10 protein-coding genes and 1 pseudogene are annotated in these 13,534 nt (G+C 54.4%); 4 read left to right on the top strand and 7 right to left on the bottom strand.

Annotated elements, in window-relative coordinates; all coding sequences use genetic code 11:
- Positions 1-8 precede the first annotated feature (8 nt).
- The 5 genes from cpaB to GV827_RS24130 all read right to left on the bottom strand — a co-directional run bounded on the left by cpaB (position 9) and on the right by GV827_RS24130 (position 4,548).
- A complete protein-coding gene (gene cpaB / locus GV827_RS20310) occupies positions 9-1,091 on the bottom strand; it encodes a Flp pilus assembly protein CpaB (protein WP_164355644.1) in 1,083 nt (360 codons plus the stop codon).
- A 184-nt stretch (positions 1,092-1,275) separates the two neighbouring features.
- Positions 1,276-1,491: a Flp family type IVb pilin gene (locus GV827_RS20305; protein ID WP_164355643.1), complete on the bottom strand. Its 216-nt coding sequence runs from the start codon at positions 1,489-1,491 to the stop codon at positions 1,276-1,278.
- Between the two features lie 557 nt (positions 1,492-2,048).
- The gene (locus GV827_RS20300) at positions 2,049-3,593 is read right to left on the bottom strand and encodes a TadE/TadG family type IV pilus assembly protein (protein WP_164355642.1); all 1,545 of its coding nucleotides are present in this window, start codon (positions 3,591-3,593) and stop codon (positions 2,049-2,051) included.
- 74 nt (positions 3,594-3,667) lie between these two features.
- On the bottom strand, positions 3,668-4,141 hold the full coding sequence (locus GV827_RS20295; RefSeq protein ID WP_164355641.1) for a prepilin peptidase: 474 nt from the start codon (positions 4,139-4,141) through the stop codon (positions 3,668-3,670).
- Between the two features lie 29 nt (positions 4,142-4,170).
- Entirely contained in the window at positions 4,171-4,548 is a 378-nt protein-coding gene (locus GV827_RS24130; RefSeq protein WP_164355640.1) for a tetratricopeptide repeat protein, read from the bottom strand.
- Between the two features lie 1,485 nt (positions 4,549-6,033).
- Between GV827_RS24130 and GV827_RS23900 the strand changes: the two genes are divergently transcribed.
- On the top strand, positions 6,034-6,162 hold the full coding sequence (locus GV827_RS23900; RefSeq protein WP_268895769.1) for a hypothetical protein: 129 nt from the start codon (positions 6,034-6,036) through the stop codon (positions 6,160-6,162).
- Positions 6,163-6,588: 426 nt separating this feature from the next.
- Positions 6,589-9,996, top strand: a complete 3,408-nt coding sequence (locus GV827_RS20285; RefSeq protein ID WP_164355639.1) for a glycosyltransferase — start codon at positions 6,589-6,591, stop codon at positions 9,994-9,996.
- A gap of 53 nt (positions 9,997-10,049) precedes the next feature.
- On the opposite strand, the gene GV827_RS20280 is transcribed toward GV827_RS20285, so the two are convergent.
- Positions 10,050-10,277 (bottom strand): hypothetical protein, encoded by a 228-nt coding sequence (locus GV827_RS20280; RefSeq protein ID WP_164355638.1) that lies wholly within the window; start codon positions 10,275-10,277, stop codon positions 10,050-10,052.
- A 318-nt stretch (positions 10,278-10,595) separates the two neighbouring features.
- Between GV827_RS20280 and GV827_RS20275 the strand changes: the two genes are divergently transcribed.
- The gene (locus GV827_RS20275; RefSeq protein WP_164355637.1) at positions 10,596-12,551 is read left to right on the top strand and encodes a DUF3131 domain-containing protein; all 1,956 of its coding nucleotides are present in this window, start codon (positions 10,596-10,598) and stop codon (positions 12,549-12,551) included.
- Positions 12,552-12,745: 194 nt separating this feature from the next.
- Here the strand turns inward: GV827_RS20275 and GV827_RS20270 are convergent, their stop codons facing one another.
- Entirely contained in the window at positions 12,746-13,195 is a 450-nt protein-coding gene (locus tag GV827_RS20270; protein ID WP_164355636.1) for a hypothetical protein, read from the bottom strand.
- Between GV827_RS20270 and GV827_RS20265 the strand changes: the two are divergent.
- Positions 13,159-13,376: pseudogene (locus tag GV827_RS20265) on the top strand (IS481 family transposase); the annotation flags it as partial. The gene GV827_RS20270 and the pseudogene GV827_RS20265 sit on opposite strands and share 37 nt — an antisense overlap.
- Positions 13,377-13,534 lie beyond the last annotated feature (158 nt).

Raw genomic sequence — 13,534 nt, 5'->3', positions numbered from 1 at the left:
GCAATCACCTATTCAGAGACCGCCTCTTCAACGACGTCTGCTTCCTTCTCAAGATCCGTTCGGTCAACCTTGTACTCGTTCCGCTGCCCATTGCGAATAACACCAATCGTGCACTCTCCCAGATCAGGCGGCAGAAGGTCGTCAATGTTGTCGAACACAAGTTGACCTCGTACGGGTGTGTTCGGGCTCTCAAGTTCTCGCAGCTTAGACTCGACCTGATCCAATTTCGCAGACAAATCAGCAAGAACATCCCCCAAGGAGGATTCTAGTTCTCTTAGCCGGTCATCGGAAACCCCTTGCGCTGCCGCATTTCGGATTTCATTTAGTCTTGCCTCAACCAAATCATCGGCAACGTCGACGTCGCTAAGATCATCAATTGTAACCCGCGCTATCTGTTCAATCTCTGCGGAGCCCACATTACGCAGCGCGAGTGACAATGTCCCAACATTTCCCCCCAAAACAAGCTTTTGGGCCTCCTCCGTATTGACTTCAAAGGTCACCGTTCTCACTACACTTGGATTATCTTTGAGCTCGTCCGCAATCTGATCAATCGCAAGCACTTTCAAGCCCTGCAAGAGCACGTCCACAAATTCGTCACGCGTCAGCAGAACATCCACCCGATCGCCTGGCAACACGAAGCCAGCAACACCAAGGACATCATTCACACGAATGGAAACAGCTTTTTTTCCTTGTGCCAGAGCGGTAGATAATTTAGCGCGCTGGCCAGGCTCGGTGACCTTTGAAGACAGGACTGGTTCGCCGACGGCCATTGGCGTTACGGCAAACCGAACTGTTTCATCGGTATCGCCAATAATGAGATCAGAAATCTGCGCGTAACTGCCTTCAGGGCGGATTGCTCCGGACCATTCGATCTCCATCAAGGCTGTTTGCACGATACGCTCGCCAAACTGTATCTGCTCAGCTGCGACAACGATTGTGTCTCTCGGTGCCTCGCCTTGGCGTTTCTCTTCCTCCTCCAAGACATCGACAAGCTGCTGTCGTTCGCTGAGGAGCCACGTCCGAGCCCCATAAACGGCTGCAGATGCAAGTACAGCTGCCAATAGGAGACTGAAAATCGCCGCATACCTCATATCGCATACCCCTTACCTAATCTAAGCACCGAAGTAGCACCTACTCTCAATGAAGATACCATTGAGAGCAAGATTCAGGCAGGCCACAATTCTGCCAACCAGGCCTTTTCCTCAAACCGATGCACGTCTTCAACAATTTAAGGCAATGCGCGCCCGCAAGGCCAGCGCGCTAGAGTGAGCCTAGTTAGGACGGCGCTCCCAAACGGGTCTCATTTTCCAGCCAAGTGGCCCATTCCTGCCACAAAACGCCAAGCTGAGTACCAAACGCCAAAACTGCAACGATCACAGCGCCAGTAAGAAGCCCCAACAGGATAAGATATTCCGTCAAGGCCAAGCCATCTTCTTCCTTTCGGAAGCGGTGGACCAAAGTAGCCAAATAAAGGCCAAAGTTGCTAATCATAGAGTTTCCCCTCATTTCTTATTTTCTACGTTCAGACGGGCAAAGACCCTGAACAGGGTTTTCTACCAAGCCGATGGTTAAAGGTACGAGTCCAATCTAACTGCCAATTTACTGTAAAGAATTGACTTATATCAATAAGAAAGACAAAGAGAGCACAATCCAGGGCAATGTGTTGAGGTTGCATATATCCGCATGATTGAAATGCCCCCCCGGTTTAGGCCAGTCATGCACTAACGATCACATCTGGCCAGCCAGAGGAGGCTTTCTAGAGAAACGAAACACATTGGACGTAGCAGTCGACGGATGCGCGTTGAGATCATCAACTGGCCCTTGCTGCCAAGATACCAAGCCACCAGATGTCTTCGACGAAAGCTGTTTAGAGCAAAATGTTCACCATTTGCTTCATCTATATATGGCTTTCCGAAGTATGGACTACCAAACGAGGATCAGGAGGTGGGCAGCTACTTTGATGTTAAGCATTGGACGTCTCAGAATTTGCACCATGTTTCAGCTCGGTCACACTAAACGAAGCAATCGCCCGCAAACTGTCTCAGCACCTAGCGTACCAAGAAGGACTCTTCCCGAAGCAGTTCCGCCATCGTGCCCCTCCCACCTGATCCGGTGACGTCAATAATCTCCATAGAGAGGTACTTCGTTGCGCCATTAACGACAGCCGGTTTGGTCAGAAACATCTTCACAAATGTCTCGGCTGGGATGTCTGTGGCAGCGCCTTGTATGTTGTGCTCTAGGCAGTTTATTACAGCCGAGAAGATTACCCTCCGGTCCCGATATTCGGGCCCGGTGTAATCGCCGAGGTCGAGGTCCGTGCATTGTGATACACCGACTTCACCATTTGGCGCCTCGTCACCCAGACGTTCTTCATAAATTTCGTGCATATAGGTGTCATAACGGGACGGTGTCGCGGGCGCCGTTCCAGTTGGACCAGGATACGTGTTTTTAACCCATATGTCGCCCGTTGGGGCCGGCGGAGGTACATAACCTGCCTCGCCAGGGAGCGGTTCATCCCAAGGGGCACCATGACTGATATCCCAATAAAGATCGATATTCCATTCTCGGCTGTCGCTGATAAACCCACCGGGCAGTGCAAGCATCGCTTCGCCTCGGGGAAGAGCCATGGCATCATGGTTATCGGGCTCTTCATCATAGACACTGCAATATTGCGCGTCTTGGGTTTGCCCCATGCGCACATTTAAGGCTGGTCGGTAGTTCGGATCGTTCCGCCGCTGCCAGAATAGGCCTGCATATAAACCGAAATGGGTGTTGATCCCCTGTTCGATGGGACCAACGTTTTGCCCCGGTTCCGTGTCCAGAGCGCTTTGACTGTAGCATACCCCCGAATCTCCGATCGCAAGTGCCTCTCGCAACACATCGCCGCCAGACCCCGCAGCCGTTCTTAGGAATCCGAAATTGCCAGGACCCGGTGACGATGATTGGTCAAGGTGCAGCTCAATAAGACGCCCATAGAGCTCACCGGCCGCGAAACGCGAGTTGAGATTGGGATTCAAAGTGGCTTCAAAAGGGTTACAGATATAGATTGGAATAACATTACAAGCCACCGGCACTGCACTTGTTGCGACGGCACTGGCGGCAATCGGTACAGAAGACCTACTAAAACTCCGAGGATCAAGAAAGAAAGTCTGCAAATCTTGTGACTGCGCTCGAACGTAAACAAACTTAGCCTCAGTGCCGTCAATCGTTTCATTATCTGCCAACCAGTCCGCGTCTATGGGTGTTGCATCATCGTCTGGTATGTTTCTAAGAAAGACGACATCAAACGGGCGATCATCAGCGTCATCATAATTCAAAGGAATCTGTGCTTCGCTCTCTTCCAGGCCCAGCATGCTTACGGAGTTTTGAAGGTTTGACATAGCCGCTTTGGCCCGCATAATCGCATCGGACCTGCCGTCCAACTCCCTTGCTCCCGCCAAAGCAAGTGCATCCGCTGCAGACTGTAGGTCTCCATGCGCGTTGTTTCCGCGGCTCACATCAATGATTAGAAGACCAAACCAAATGAAGACCGGAAGAACAAGGATCGCAAAAAGCAAAACATATCCGTCTTCAGAACGAAAAAACTGCTTCATTACAGGTCTTTAAGCCCTTCACTCTAAGTTGAATTAGCTGAACAAGATCATTTTGAGCTGATAATACACCAAAATCAAGGCGACATCGACACTCGGAGCAAGATGCTGGGGACGGCCGCGATGCACATTAGCAGGCCGTAAGGCGCCCTACCACTCTCCTTTATCTGCCGAAAGCGAGTGGAAAATAGGCCGCTCCCAAACCCATTCCCTAACAGAAACAAAAGAAGCAGAAAAAGAACTGTTACCGCCAACAACAAGACGGCATAGACTCCCAGATATGGCATCCCAACAAAGAGCCCCAATGCTGCATAGAGCTTTACATCTCCCGCCCCAATTGCACGCATCAACCAGAGCGCGAAAGAAATTGTGAACAGAAGAGCGCTTGCCGCCACATCGGCGCCGAAACTTTCAAATTTACCCAACGCACCAAAAGGAACATAGAGGCCAATCAAAAGGAGGACTGACGCGTTGCTTATCTTGAGAGTAGTGAAATCAGTCCAAGCAATCCGGGAAATCAGACAAACCAAGCCCACCATCACCAGGGCCATTAAGATGTCAGTCACCTGATCAAGTATAGTTATAACGGCTTAATGTCTCCCCGGGACCGCTTAGGGTAGTTAACCGAGTTACGAAGCAACTCAAGATTATTTGCCGCCCGCTCATTCGACGGGTCTAACTCATATGCTCGGATGAAGTGTTTACGCGCACCTATCAAATTACCCTGCAACAAGAGGGAGTAGCCACGATTGTTTTGGTACTCGATCCGGTTTCCAATCAGCTTCTGCAACTTCGCGTAGGCGGGGTTTGACTGGTCAAACCGACCTAACATGTCAGCAGAGGCGGCAAACCCCAAAAGAGCTGCTGGGTCTTCTGGATTGTGGTCCAATGCCCTCTTAAACTTCGAGTAAGCTCGCCCATAAGCCTCGTCCTGAAACAGAACCCGTCCAACAATCATGGGATCGTCGCTCTTATAGTACTCTCGGTTAGACGTATCGCGTGACGAGTCTGACCTGACAGAGAACGCAGAGAACGCACCTGACCCGTCGCAAGCGGACAGAAGCAAAATGATCGACAGGGCAAGCGCAGTGAGACGCATCTAAACCTCGGACTTCACGCAGTAAGAAATAGTTCGCACGCGAGGAGATCGTAGTCCACACTTTGAAGCTACTCTACACCCTTCGTTGTGATACGACCTCTAGATGCGGCGAAAATGATACACTTGCCGAAGACCGAGGGTTCAAACAACAGCACTCGTGCAAGAGAAATCGCGGGATTGTTTTGCGGGCAATTATAGCCTTGGCAAGACTCTCCTTGCTTCGCGTTGCAACCTGACTGTCTTGGCCCTCTCCGCTCAAAAGCAGCGTTTGCCGGCTATCTGAGAGCCCCAATCGAAGGAAGGGAACGGCTCTTCAAGCCTGCCAAGAAGTGTCAATGATTCCGAACGGTTGCCAGCAACCAACCAGCGAGAAGACGCCTGAGCACCTTGGCGCCATATCTATCAAGCGATGCGTGTTTTGAGTGAATGGGCGGGCGTATTGCGTCGACTGGGCATCATCTCACTCCTGGTGAATGAACCATCTGCGCTCCCGGTCGGCTGGGCGAACGCCCGGCTACGGCGCAATATTGAGAGGTGGCCCGTGCGAGCTGTCTGTAACTGCTTCTCCCCTGGCACAGAGGTAGGAGAGCCCAGAGCTCAGGCGACAGTCTCAGACCGAGTCTTCGCGATTTTTTTGGCTCTTCCGGCGGTTTTGTTGCGACTCAGCATTGAGAATTCACCTTAGATCGCCAGGGCAATCATGGAAAATGTGTTCTATTTTTTCTCAGAGTGACGAAAGAGCGGCATGTCTATATGACGAGAGCGTGTCTCCCTGGAATGGTGGAAGGGCGGCTCGTCAGCGTGGCGAAACAGTGGCCATGCACGATAAGCTGCAAGGGCATCTTCGAGGCGCGCTCGGTATGCCGGCTCCGAGCCTAGGCTCTTGACTTCTCTGACTGATTCAAAACTCCACGGACCAGACCTTCTGAAAGCAGCGGGCAGCTCTGCGAGCTCTGCTTTCGTAAATCTTCCGCTTCTTATTACCTCTTCATAGTGGCTCAGGGCAGCTTCCATTTCTTCAATTGTCTCAGGCATCAGACGGTTCCCAAATGCAAGCAATGTTCAAGCTGAGCACGGCAGTAGGTTCTGCCACGTCCCGTATCTTTTCAAGGCTTGTATGGAATCGAGGCCCAGAAAGTATTCGTGGAGCGAAACACGAGGCCACGGTAAACGTCCGGCCGCTCAAGGTAGTGAGACACTCCCGGCAGGGCATCTCGGCGCAGATGACGATCCGTTCTTGGACGAATGTCTTGCTTGTGTGAACAAGCTCACAGACGGGCACGGACTCACATGCAATAAAGTTGGTGCAAGGCCAGAGTTGGTAAACACACTTGGGAAAAATCAATGCAGACCGTTATTCAGTCAAACGCCACCCGCAACGCTTTCCAGGTTGCGCGCAGGATCATCGACATCGTCCTTGATAGCTTTGAGGACGGGGTCGCCATGCAATCAAAAGTGGACAGCTGCTATTAAGATCAATGGTATCCGTCCGGTCTGACCGCTCTGCCGCGTGTTGCGTTCATTATTGGGGATTTGTGAAGGGGTGGGGGGTGGCGACTCACCTAGGCTTCACCCAGCGTTCAACAAGAGGCCCGCTTCAATTTCGAAACAGAAACAAGACCTCAGTCTGATTGTTCATCACTCAGCGCCAATCAGAAGGGAAAATTGTCGAAAATCAGGCAAAATGCGTCAAGAGTTTGGCTTTCTTAGACATACTTAGCTATTGTCGATTTATCGACAGGTCACTGGGTGGGGGCCTCCGATTGCCAATCTCCTCGCGGATCGGCGGTCTCTGCGGACGGGGAAGCTCGTGTCTTTAAGCGATCCTAGAATTAGACTTCTGGTCGAGCCAAAGGTGATCTCTGCTCTCCATTCGGGGGCCGAGGACCACAAAGGTTCATGAAACGGTTTGCATTCCACTATGAGTTACTGGAGACGGGTTCGGCCGAACCAATCGTCTTCAGTGACCCCTTGCAGGGCCGGCGGAAGCGGTTGCGCCGCAGGTTTGTTCTTGTGGTTACCTCCCTTCTGCTTTGGACATTTTTCTTCTTTGTCGGCGCACAAACCACTGGGTCTGATCCGGCCAGAACAATGGGGGCCTCAGCGACTGCGTTGCCGACGCAGAAGGGTCCCGCACTGGCTGCTTTCGCTCAGGGTCTTCCAGAGGTGCAGCGTTCCGCGTCCGGTACCTGCGAAGCTGAGGCCCCGCCCTTTGCCGCTATGGCGGCCGGGGCCAGCTTTTCGCGCGTTTTTGCACACTTGCCAGTCGCGCTAGACTGGGCGCACCTGTCGCTCGATAAGAGCTGTGAGACAATCGACGTTCTTGTACCGGATTGGATCACGGTGACTGAACTGGCAAATGGCTTCGCCATTGATCTGGTGAGTGAGGACACGCGGATGCCCGTTGATGACTATGTCGCCGCGGCCATCACGCCCCCTGAGCTTATGCCGCGTATTCAGGTCGAACTATGGCCAGTGCAGTCCGATTTCGGTACCAAAATTGCCAGGGACCAGACCCGCAGGGCACTGGTTTCCGATCTCAACCGCGCCCTCAAGGCTGTCGGGGCTGCCGGAGCCTGTCTCGATCTGGATCAGCTTCCGCGGGCCGCGCGGGGCGAGGTTCAGCCATTACTGGATGACGTACGCCAATCGCTTGAAGAGGCAGGTCTGCGTTCCTGTCTTATTGTCAGCGGGAACGATGCCACGTGGGTGGAGCGGGATCTCACCGATGGCTTCGACCATGTGATCGTCAAGCTTTTCTACGAGCCCTGGGTGGGTTCGGCCCCGAGACCCTTGAGTGAAAACACTTGGTTCTTGGAGCGTGCTCAAGAGGCGATGGCAGCCATTGGCTATGAGAGGTTGGTTCTCGCCATCGGCACCTTTGGCGCCTCCTGGGAAAGTGGCGCACCTTTGCCGCGCAGACTTTCCTACGGCGAGGCGCTATCTGCGGTCACAGGTGCTAAGGCTCAGCTGACCTTCACTGAGGAGGTTTCAGGAAGCTTTGCGGCCTTTCGGAACGCTGAAGGTAGAAGGCAGAAAGTATGGCTACAGGATGTAGCATCCGCCTTCAACCAGTTGTCGATCCTGGAACAAATAGGCCTTGCAAATGTAGGGATCTGGTCCCTTGGCCAGGAAGATCCCGGATTGTGGCCTCTGTTGAAGGGGCAGCTCACGTCGGCGCGCTTGGACGATCCGGCGCTATCGGGGGTAATGATCGACACCTACGTCCAGTATATTGGGGAAGGTCCAGCGCTGCGCGTATTGGACCGCGCGAAGTTCGGATTCCGCACCTTCGAGGTCGATCCGGTCACTGGCCTTGTAAAAAATCAGCTCTATGAAGCCTATCCGGAGCCCTACCGCCTTGAACGGTACGGAGCACCTGCACCTGGTGAGCTGGTTCTGACCTTTGACGACGGCCCCCATCCCGAATTCACGCCGCGCATTCTCGATATTCTTGAAGAGACCGGCACACCGGCGGCCTTCTTCGTGCTCGGCCAGAACGTGATGAACCATCCGGATATTCTGCAACGCGTGGTGGAGGCGGGCCACGAGGTTGGCACCCATTCCTTCTCACACCCGCGGATGGATCAGATCTCGGCTTTACGTACGCATTTCGAGCATACGCTCACCGACCGCGCAGTGGCCGGTACTATGGGCCGGACCACACGACTATACCGCGAGCCCTTTCTGCGGAGCGGCGGGCCGATCAGTGCGGACCGGATCGAGCCGCTGCTCACCGTTCAGTCACGTGGGCAGATTAATTACGGCATGGACGTCGTTCCAAAAGACTGGCTCGGTTTGACCAGCGACGAGATCGCTACCTACGTCATTCGCGAGGTGGAAGCGGGCGCGGGCAATGTGATCCTGCTGCACGATGGGGGTGGTAGCGACCGCAAGGCCTCTGTTGAAGCGCTGCCAATCATCATTTCGGAGCTCCGGGGAAGGGGATATAGTTTCAAATCGATTGGTGATGTTATGGGCTTCGATGAGGCTGCCCTCATGCCAACAGTGACGGGCGTTCAGCCAATCTTTGATCGCATCTCATTTGCCTTTGCATCGAGCACATTCAACGGTCTTGTGCTGGTGTTCTGGGTTGTTTTACTCATCGGTCTCTGCCGGTCTGCAGTCATCCTTGCTTTGGCGGCACTTCGCCGCCGTCACCGAGCTGTCGTGGGTGGCCCGAACCCCAAGGTCGCGGTTATTATCCCGGCCTTCAACGAAGAAGCGGCCATCGGAAAGTGCATCGAAAGCGTGCTCGCCAGCGACTATCCCTGGTTGGAGGTTGTCGTTGTCGATGATGGTTCCTCCGACAAGACCTTGAACGAAATTCTTGAGTTCAAGCACAAAACAAATGTGCGCATGATCTCTCATCCCAACCAGGGCAAATGGAGCGCCTTGAACCGTGCGATCCTGACGCTTGATGTCGATGTCGCGGTCTGCATTGACGCGGACACGCAGGTGGCACCGGATGCGGTGTCAAAACTGGTCACGCATTTTCAGAACCCACGCGTCGGAGCTGTTGCGGGTAAGATTGTGGTGGGGAATCCGATAAACACGCTGACGCGAATGCAGGCGCTTGAGTATGTCACGGCGCAGAACTTTGAACGCCGCGCCTTCGACCACATCAACGCCATTCTAGTGGTCCCAGGGGCCATCGGGGCTTGGCGCGTGGCGGCGCTGCACAAGGCAGGGCTCTTTTGTCCGGAGACCCTAACCGAGGATTGTGACCTCACGATATCGGTGAACCGTGCCGGGTACCGTATTGTCTACGACGAACGCGCCGTCGCCTACACCGAGGTCCCGCAAACCATTCGTGCGCTCATGACACAGCGGCTGCGCTGGTCGCTCGGCATGTTCCAAAGTGCTTGGAAGCACAAGAAAGCCATTCTGGAAGCACGCAGCGTTGGCCTCGCTTCCATTCCCGACATGTTGATCTTTGGCTATCTCTTTCCGCTGCTGGCGCCGATCGCTGATCTTTTCGTGCTTATCCTCGCCTATCACCTGATTGCAGGAAGTTGGTCAGGTGAGGTGGGCGAGGCAGCTCCACTGGTCTCATCCGAGATGCTCTGGGCCTACTTGGCCCTACCAGCACTGGAGTTCCTGATTGCGACATTCGCTGTTCTGACAGAAAGAACGGCGAAAAAAAGTCTGATCCTAATGTGGCCTTTCCAGCGCATTTTCTATCGCCCGCTTCTTTATCTGACTGTGTTCCGCGCCCTTCTGCGGGCGCTCTCGGGGAGGCTCGCGGTATGGGGAAAATCAAAACGTCACGGCAGTGATCTGCTGCACCGGGAGAAAACCGCATGAAACGCAGGAGTTTTCTTCTTGGGTCGGCCGGGACAATGGCAGCGTTCCCAGCCTTAGGCTTTGCGCAGGCGCCAGGCTTTCAAAACCGGGTCACCTGCCTTGTTATCACGGACATCACCCCAGAGGTTTCGGTTGCGCATTTGCTGGCGCTCTTTGATGCGCTTACTGAGAAGGGCCTGCCATTTTCCATTGTGGTAAACCCCTTCGGCGCAGACGGGCAGCCTTTGCAGCCGGAAGACCGACTGTCCACTTTGCTTGCCGCGTACGCCCTGCAGGGCCACCGCGTCGATGTGGTCCCCTTCGTGCCCAAACTATCAAATAGCTCCGCATATTTTCAGGGGCGCAGCGTGCGGGAGGCCGGTGCGATCCTCCGGCGGGTCCGAGCGCGGTCTCATGATGGACAAACATCCCAGTCCCTGCTCAGGGTTGTCGCATGTGATGATCTTGAAAGTCCCAGATCGCCGACGGGCGTCAGATCAGCTGGTGTAAATACGGTCATCGCACTTCCGAAGAGGGATAGGCCCGTCTCCTCAGAGACCTGGCCAAACGGCGTTGTGCGCCTCTTTGGCGGGCGCAGGTTTGATCTTCGTTCCGATCCTATGGCTCAAATCGAGAGCGAGGCGAAAGCAACCCAAGCGCTCCTCTATATCTCTGCAAGCGACCTTGAGCGCCACACCGTGGATGAGGTTTTTGCCCGGGTTTCGAAGCTGGGAGAAGCTCTGCTGGCGTCCGAAAGCACCGGAAAAAACACCGTTCAGCTGGTTTCGGATCTTCAGCTGCGGGACAACTACGGGTTTCAACGTTTCCTGGCCCTCCATCTGGCGCGCCCTGCTCCGAGCAACCGCACGGAAACGAAGGCCTTTCAGATCTTTCTGGAGGAGCTGACGGCGCAGGGGATTCTTGCCAGCGTCGGAGAGAGGCTGGGCCACTTTGAGGCCAGCCGGGCAACTGACTATTGGCTACCCGTGTCAGTGGATGGTATTGAGGACAAAGCGGAGAGCAACCTCATCGAGGTAACACGTGCCTGTCGTATGGGTCTCGTGGAGCTGCCCGAAGCGCCTGAGAAGGCCTTGCCCCCAGGGCACAGCCTCGCCTTCAGCGATGCCTCCAGGGAAGCGCCAGGCTTTGACAGGTGTGGGGTCCTATGGTTGCCCAGCATCGATATCGCGACCCCTCAAGAAGCCACCCAGCTGTCGACAACTCTTGGGCGGATCAACGACCTTGTGATTTCGATCCGTCCCGAGGCGCTTGTGCAGCCTTTTGCACGCACCTCCCTATTGAACCAGCTTAAGGCGCTGGCGGCCAACGGGGTGACGAAAATCGTGCCGGTTCAGTTCCTCGGGCAAATGATCGCCCCAGAAGGGGCAGAAATCGAACGTCAGCGCCGCACCATCGCCAGCCTGCCGAAGACCCGGTCACGCCGCATAGCTCCATCAGATGCAAACCGGCAGGTCCTCTTGGAAGATGCCAAGATTGCCTGGGGCTATTTTGAGGAGCATACGGTCCCAAACACGGGGCTCTGTCCAGCGACCGTGGACTTCTCCGCAACAGGCGGGCGTGTGCATCCAACCGTGACGATGTGGGATGTGGGCAGCCACATCAATGCGCTGATTGCCGCTCGGCAGCTGGGGCTGCTAGGCGAAAAAAGGTTTGAGCGTAATATCTTGCAGATCCTGACGCAGGTTCGGGGACGACAATCCCAGGGCCGCCTCTTGCCACAAGGATGGCTTCGGGTCGATCGGCAGAAATGGGGCAATAAGGATTTTGACGGCAGTGACGCGGGCCGTCTGCTGGCCTCCTTTGTCAATCTAAAGCGCACCTTTGGCTTGGAGGATAGGTTGAGCGTTCTTGTGGAAAGCTGGGATCTGGACAAGATCGTGATTAAGGGCAAGGTTCACTCAGTCACCGACGGCGCGTTGCACTCGGTCTATCGTTCGCACAGCGCGCACTATTCTGCGCGGGCCTTTCGGGCCTGGGGCATCGGCGTATCATCTCCCTACGAAGTCTTTTCCGGTTCTTCCCCCTACGATGATCAGATGGCGCTTCTTGAGACTGTCTCCTGGATCGGCCCCCTTGGCGCGGAACCTCTTCTACTGGAGGCGCTGGAGCTGGGGATGTCGCGGGAAAGCGCCTATCTTGCCGAGGTGCTTTTCGCTGCCCAGCTCGAAGATCATGAGGAAAACGGCCGACTGATCGCAGTTTCTGAGGGGCCGATTGATCGTGCGCCCTGGTTTACCTACCAAGGGCTGCAGATGGACGCGCTGGAGCGGACCTGGGCACTTGATACGGTGGGTTATGAGCCGCAGTTCGCAGATCCCAGCTTTTGGCGTGAGAATCTGGTGGTCAGCAGCAAGGCCGCCTATCTATGGGCAGCCTGCAAACCCCATGCCTATTCCGACAAACTGCTCACCCATGTCCGCAAAAAGGCCCGTACCAAGCGCGGCTTTGCGTCAAGCATCTACAGTAAGACCGGTCGGGTAACCTCGACCTATACTGACTTGAATACCAATGCTGTGATTTTACAGGCTATTGCCAAAACCCTCGGTGAAGCCTAAACGCTCGGCGCGATTCCAGATTAGTGACTGTGTCGAATTGTATTGTTCTTATCTGATTTTTGACGCGGCCGCAGAACGATGGATAACAGGAGATTGGGAAGCTACCTCGCCCTACATCGGTGACCTTGCCGTGATGGGCGTAGAGCCCTTCACCGAGGAATTCGGTTCGGACCATAGCGGCACAGCCCAATCACCTAATTCTGACACATGATAATCGCTCGGAAAGGGTCGGAGACGTCACGCTTGAATTCCACCTCGGTCATCCCAGCATCCAGAACTGCTTTGTGCAGATCAGAGTAGGTTCCAAAGAAGGTGATTTCAAAGATACCGTCGCCTTTGTCTGAGACGCAGTGTACGCCTTCAAAGACCACCTTGCCTGGCGCGGCTTCCTGAGAGATGGACACTTCCAAATCGTCGTCAAAACTGTCGAGGGTCACACGGCACAAATCCGTGCTCGATCCAGAAATGAGTATCTTTGAGACGGTTTTTCTGCCGAACGGAGAAACAATGACGTCCCTGTCAGTCACGCACGCGATGCATTGGTTAATCGGGTCCAACCCCAAGGGCGTCTCATCAGACGTCGCAAAGTACATGATTGAGGGCGATGCCTCTGCCTTCTGGGTCTGAATCGCGACAATGGTCATTGATTTCTCGATCTTCTGTTCAGTATCACTACGACAGACACGAACAGCTTCGCAGCCATCTCGCCGCCTCAAAACACTTAGCGATCTCACGCCATACGAATACATCTGCAAAATCTGGACAGCAGAACCAGATCGATTCATCTTAAGCCCGATCCACCAGATGCCGGGACTGAACACCTAATCTAGTCGGCAAGTTCAATTTGTGTTTTTGCCACAACGAGCACGGGCATTCTGCAACGAAGTTTCTAATTGCAGAAAACACCAGCTTGCCAACATATTGGTTCAAAGCGGTGGTGACGCGGATTGTTTGCTTCCCAGACCTCGACCGCCACGGGAATG

Origin of the sequence: Sulfitobacter sediminilitoris (genome assembly GCF_010667575.1) — a bacterium.
In the GTDB taxonomy this organism is placed as follows: Bacteria; Pseudomonadota; Alphaproteobacteria; order Rhodobacterales; family Rhodobacteraceae; genus Sulfitobacter; species Sulfitobacter sediminilitoris.
Note: the sequence above shows the minus strand (reverse complement) of the source record. Positions and strands in the feature narration are given on the sequence as shown.

Excerpts from the sequence above, each read along its gene's own strand:
- cpaB (WP_164355644.1), bottom strand. The coding sequence starts at position 1,091 with ATGAGGTATGCGGCGATTTTCAGTCTCCTATTGGCAGCTGTACTTGCA.
- GV827_RS20305 (WP_164355643.1), bottom strand. The coding sequence starts at position 1,491 with ATGATTAGCAACTTTGGCCTTTATTTGGCTACTTTGGTCCACCGCTTC.
- GV827_RS20300 (WP_164355642.1), bottom strand. The coding sequence starts at position 3,593 with ATGAAGCAGTTTTTTCGTTCTGAAGACGGATATGTTTTGCTTTTTGCG.
- GV827_RS20295 (WP_164355641.1), bottom strand. The coding sequence starts at position 4,141 with ATGGCCCTGGTGATGGTGGGCTTGGTTTGTCTGATTTCCCGGATTGCT.
- GV827_RS24130 (WP_164355640.1), bottom strand. The coding sequence starts at position 4,548 with ATGATTGTTGGACGGGTTCTGTTTCAGGACGAGGCTTATGGGCGAGCT.
- GV827_RS23900 (WP_268895769.1), top strand. The coding sequence starts at position 6,034 with ATGCAGACCGTTATTCAGTCAAACGCCACCCGCAACGCTTTCCAGGTT.
- GV827_RS20285 (WP_164355639.1), top strand. The coding sequence starts at position 6,589 with ATGAAACGGTTTGCATTCCACTATGAGTTACTGGAGACGGGTTCGGCC.
- GV827_RS20275 (WP_164355637.1), top strand. The coding sequence starts at position 10,596 with ATGGCTCAAATCGAGAGCGAGGCGAAAGCAACCCAAGCGCTCCTCTAT.
- GV827_RS20270 (WP_164355636.1), bottom strand. The coding sequence starts at position 13,195 with ATGACCATTGTCGCGATTCAGACCCAGAAGGCAGAGGCATCGCCCTCA.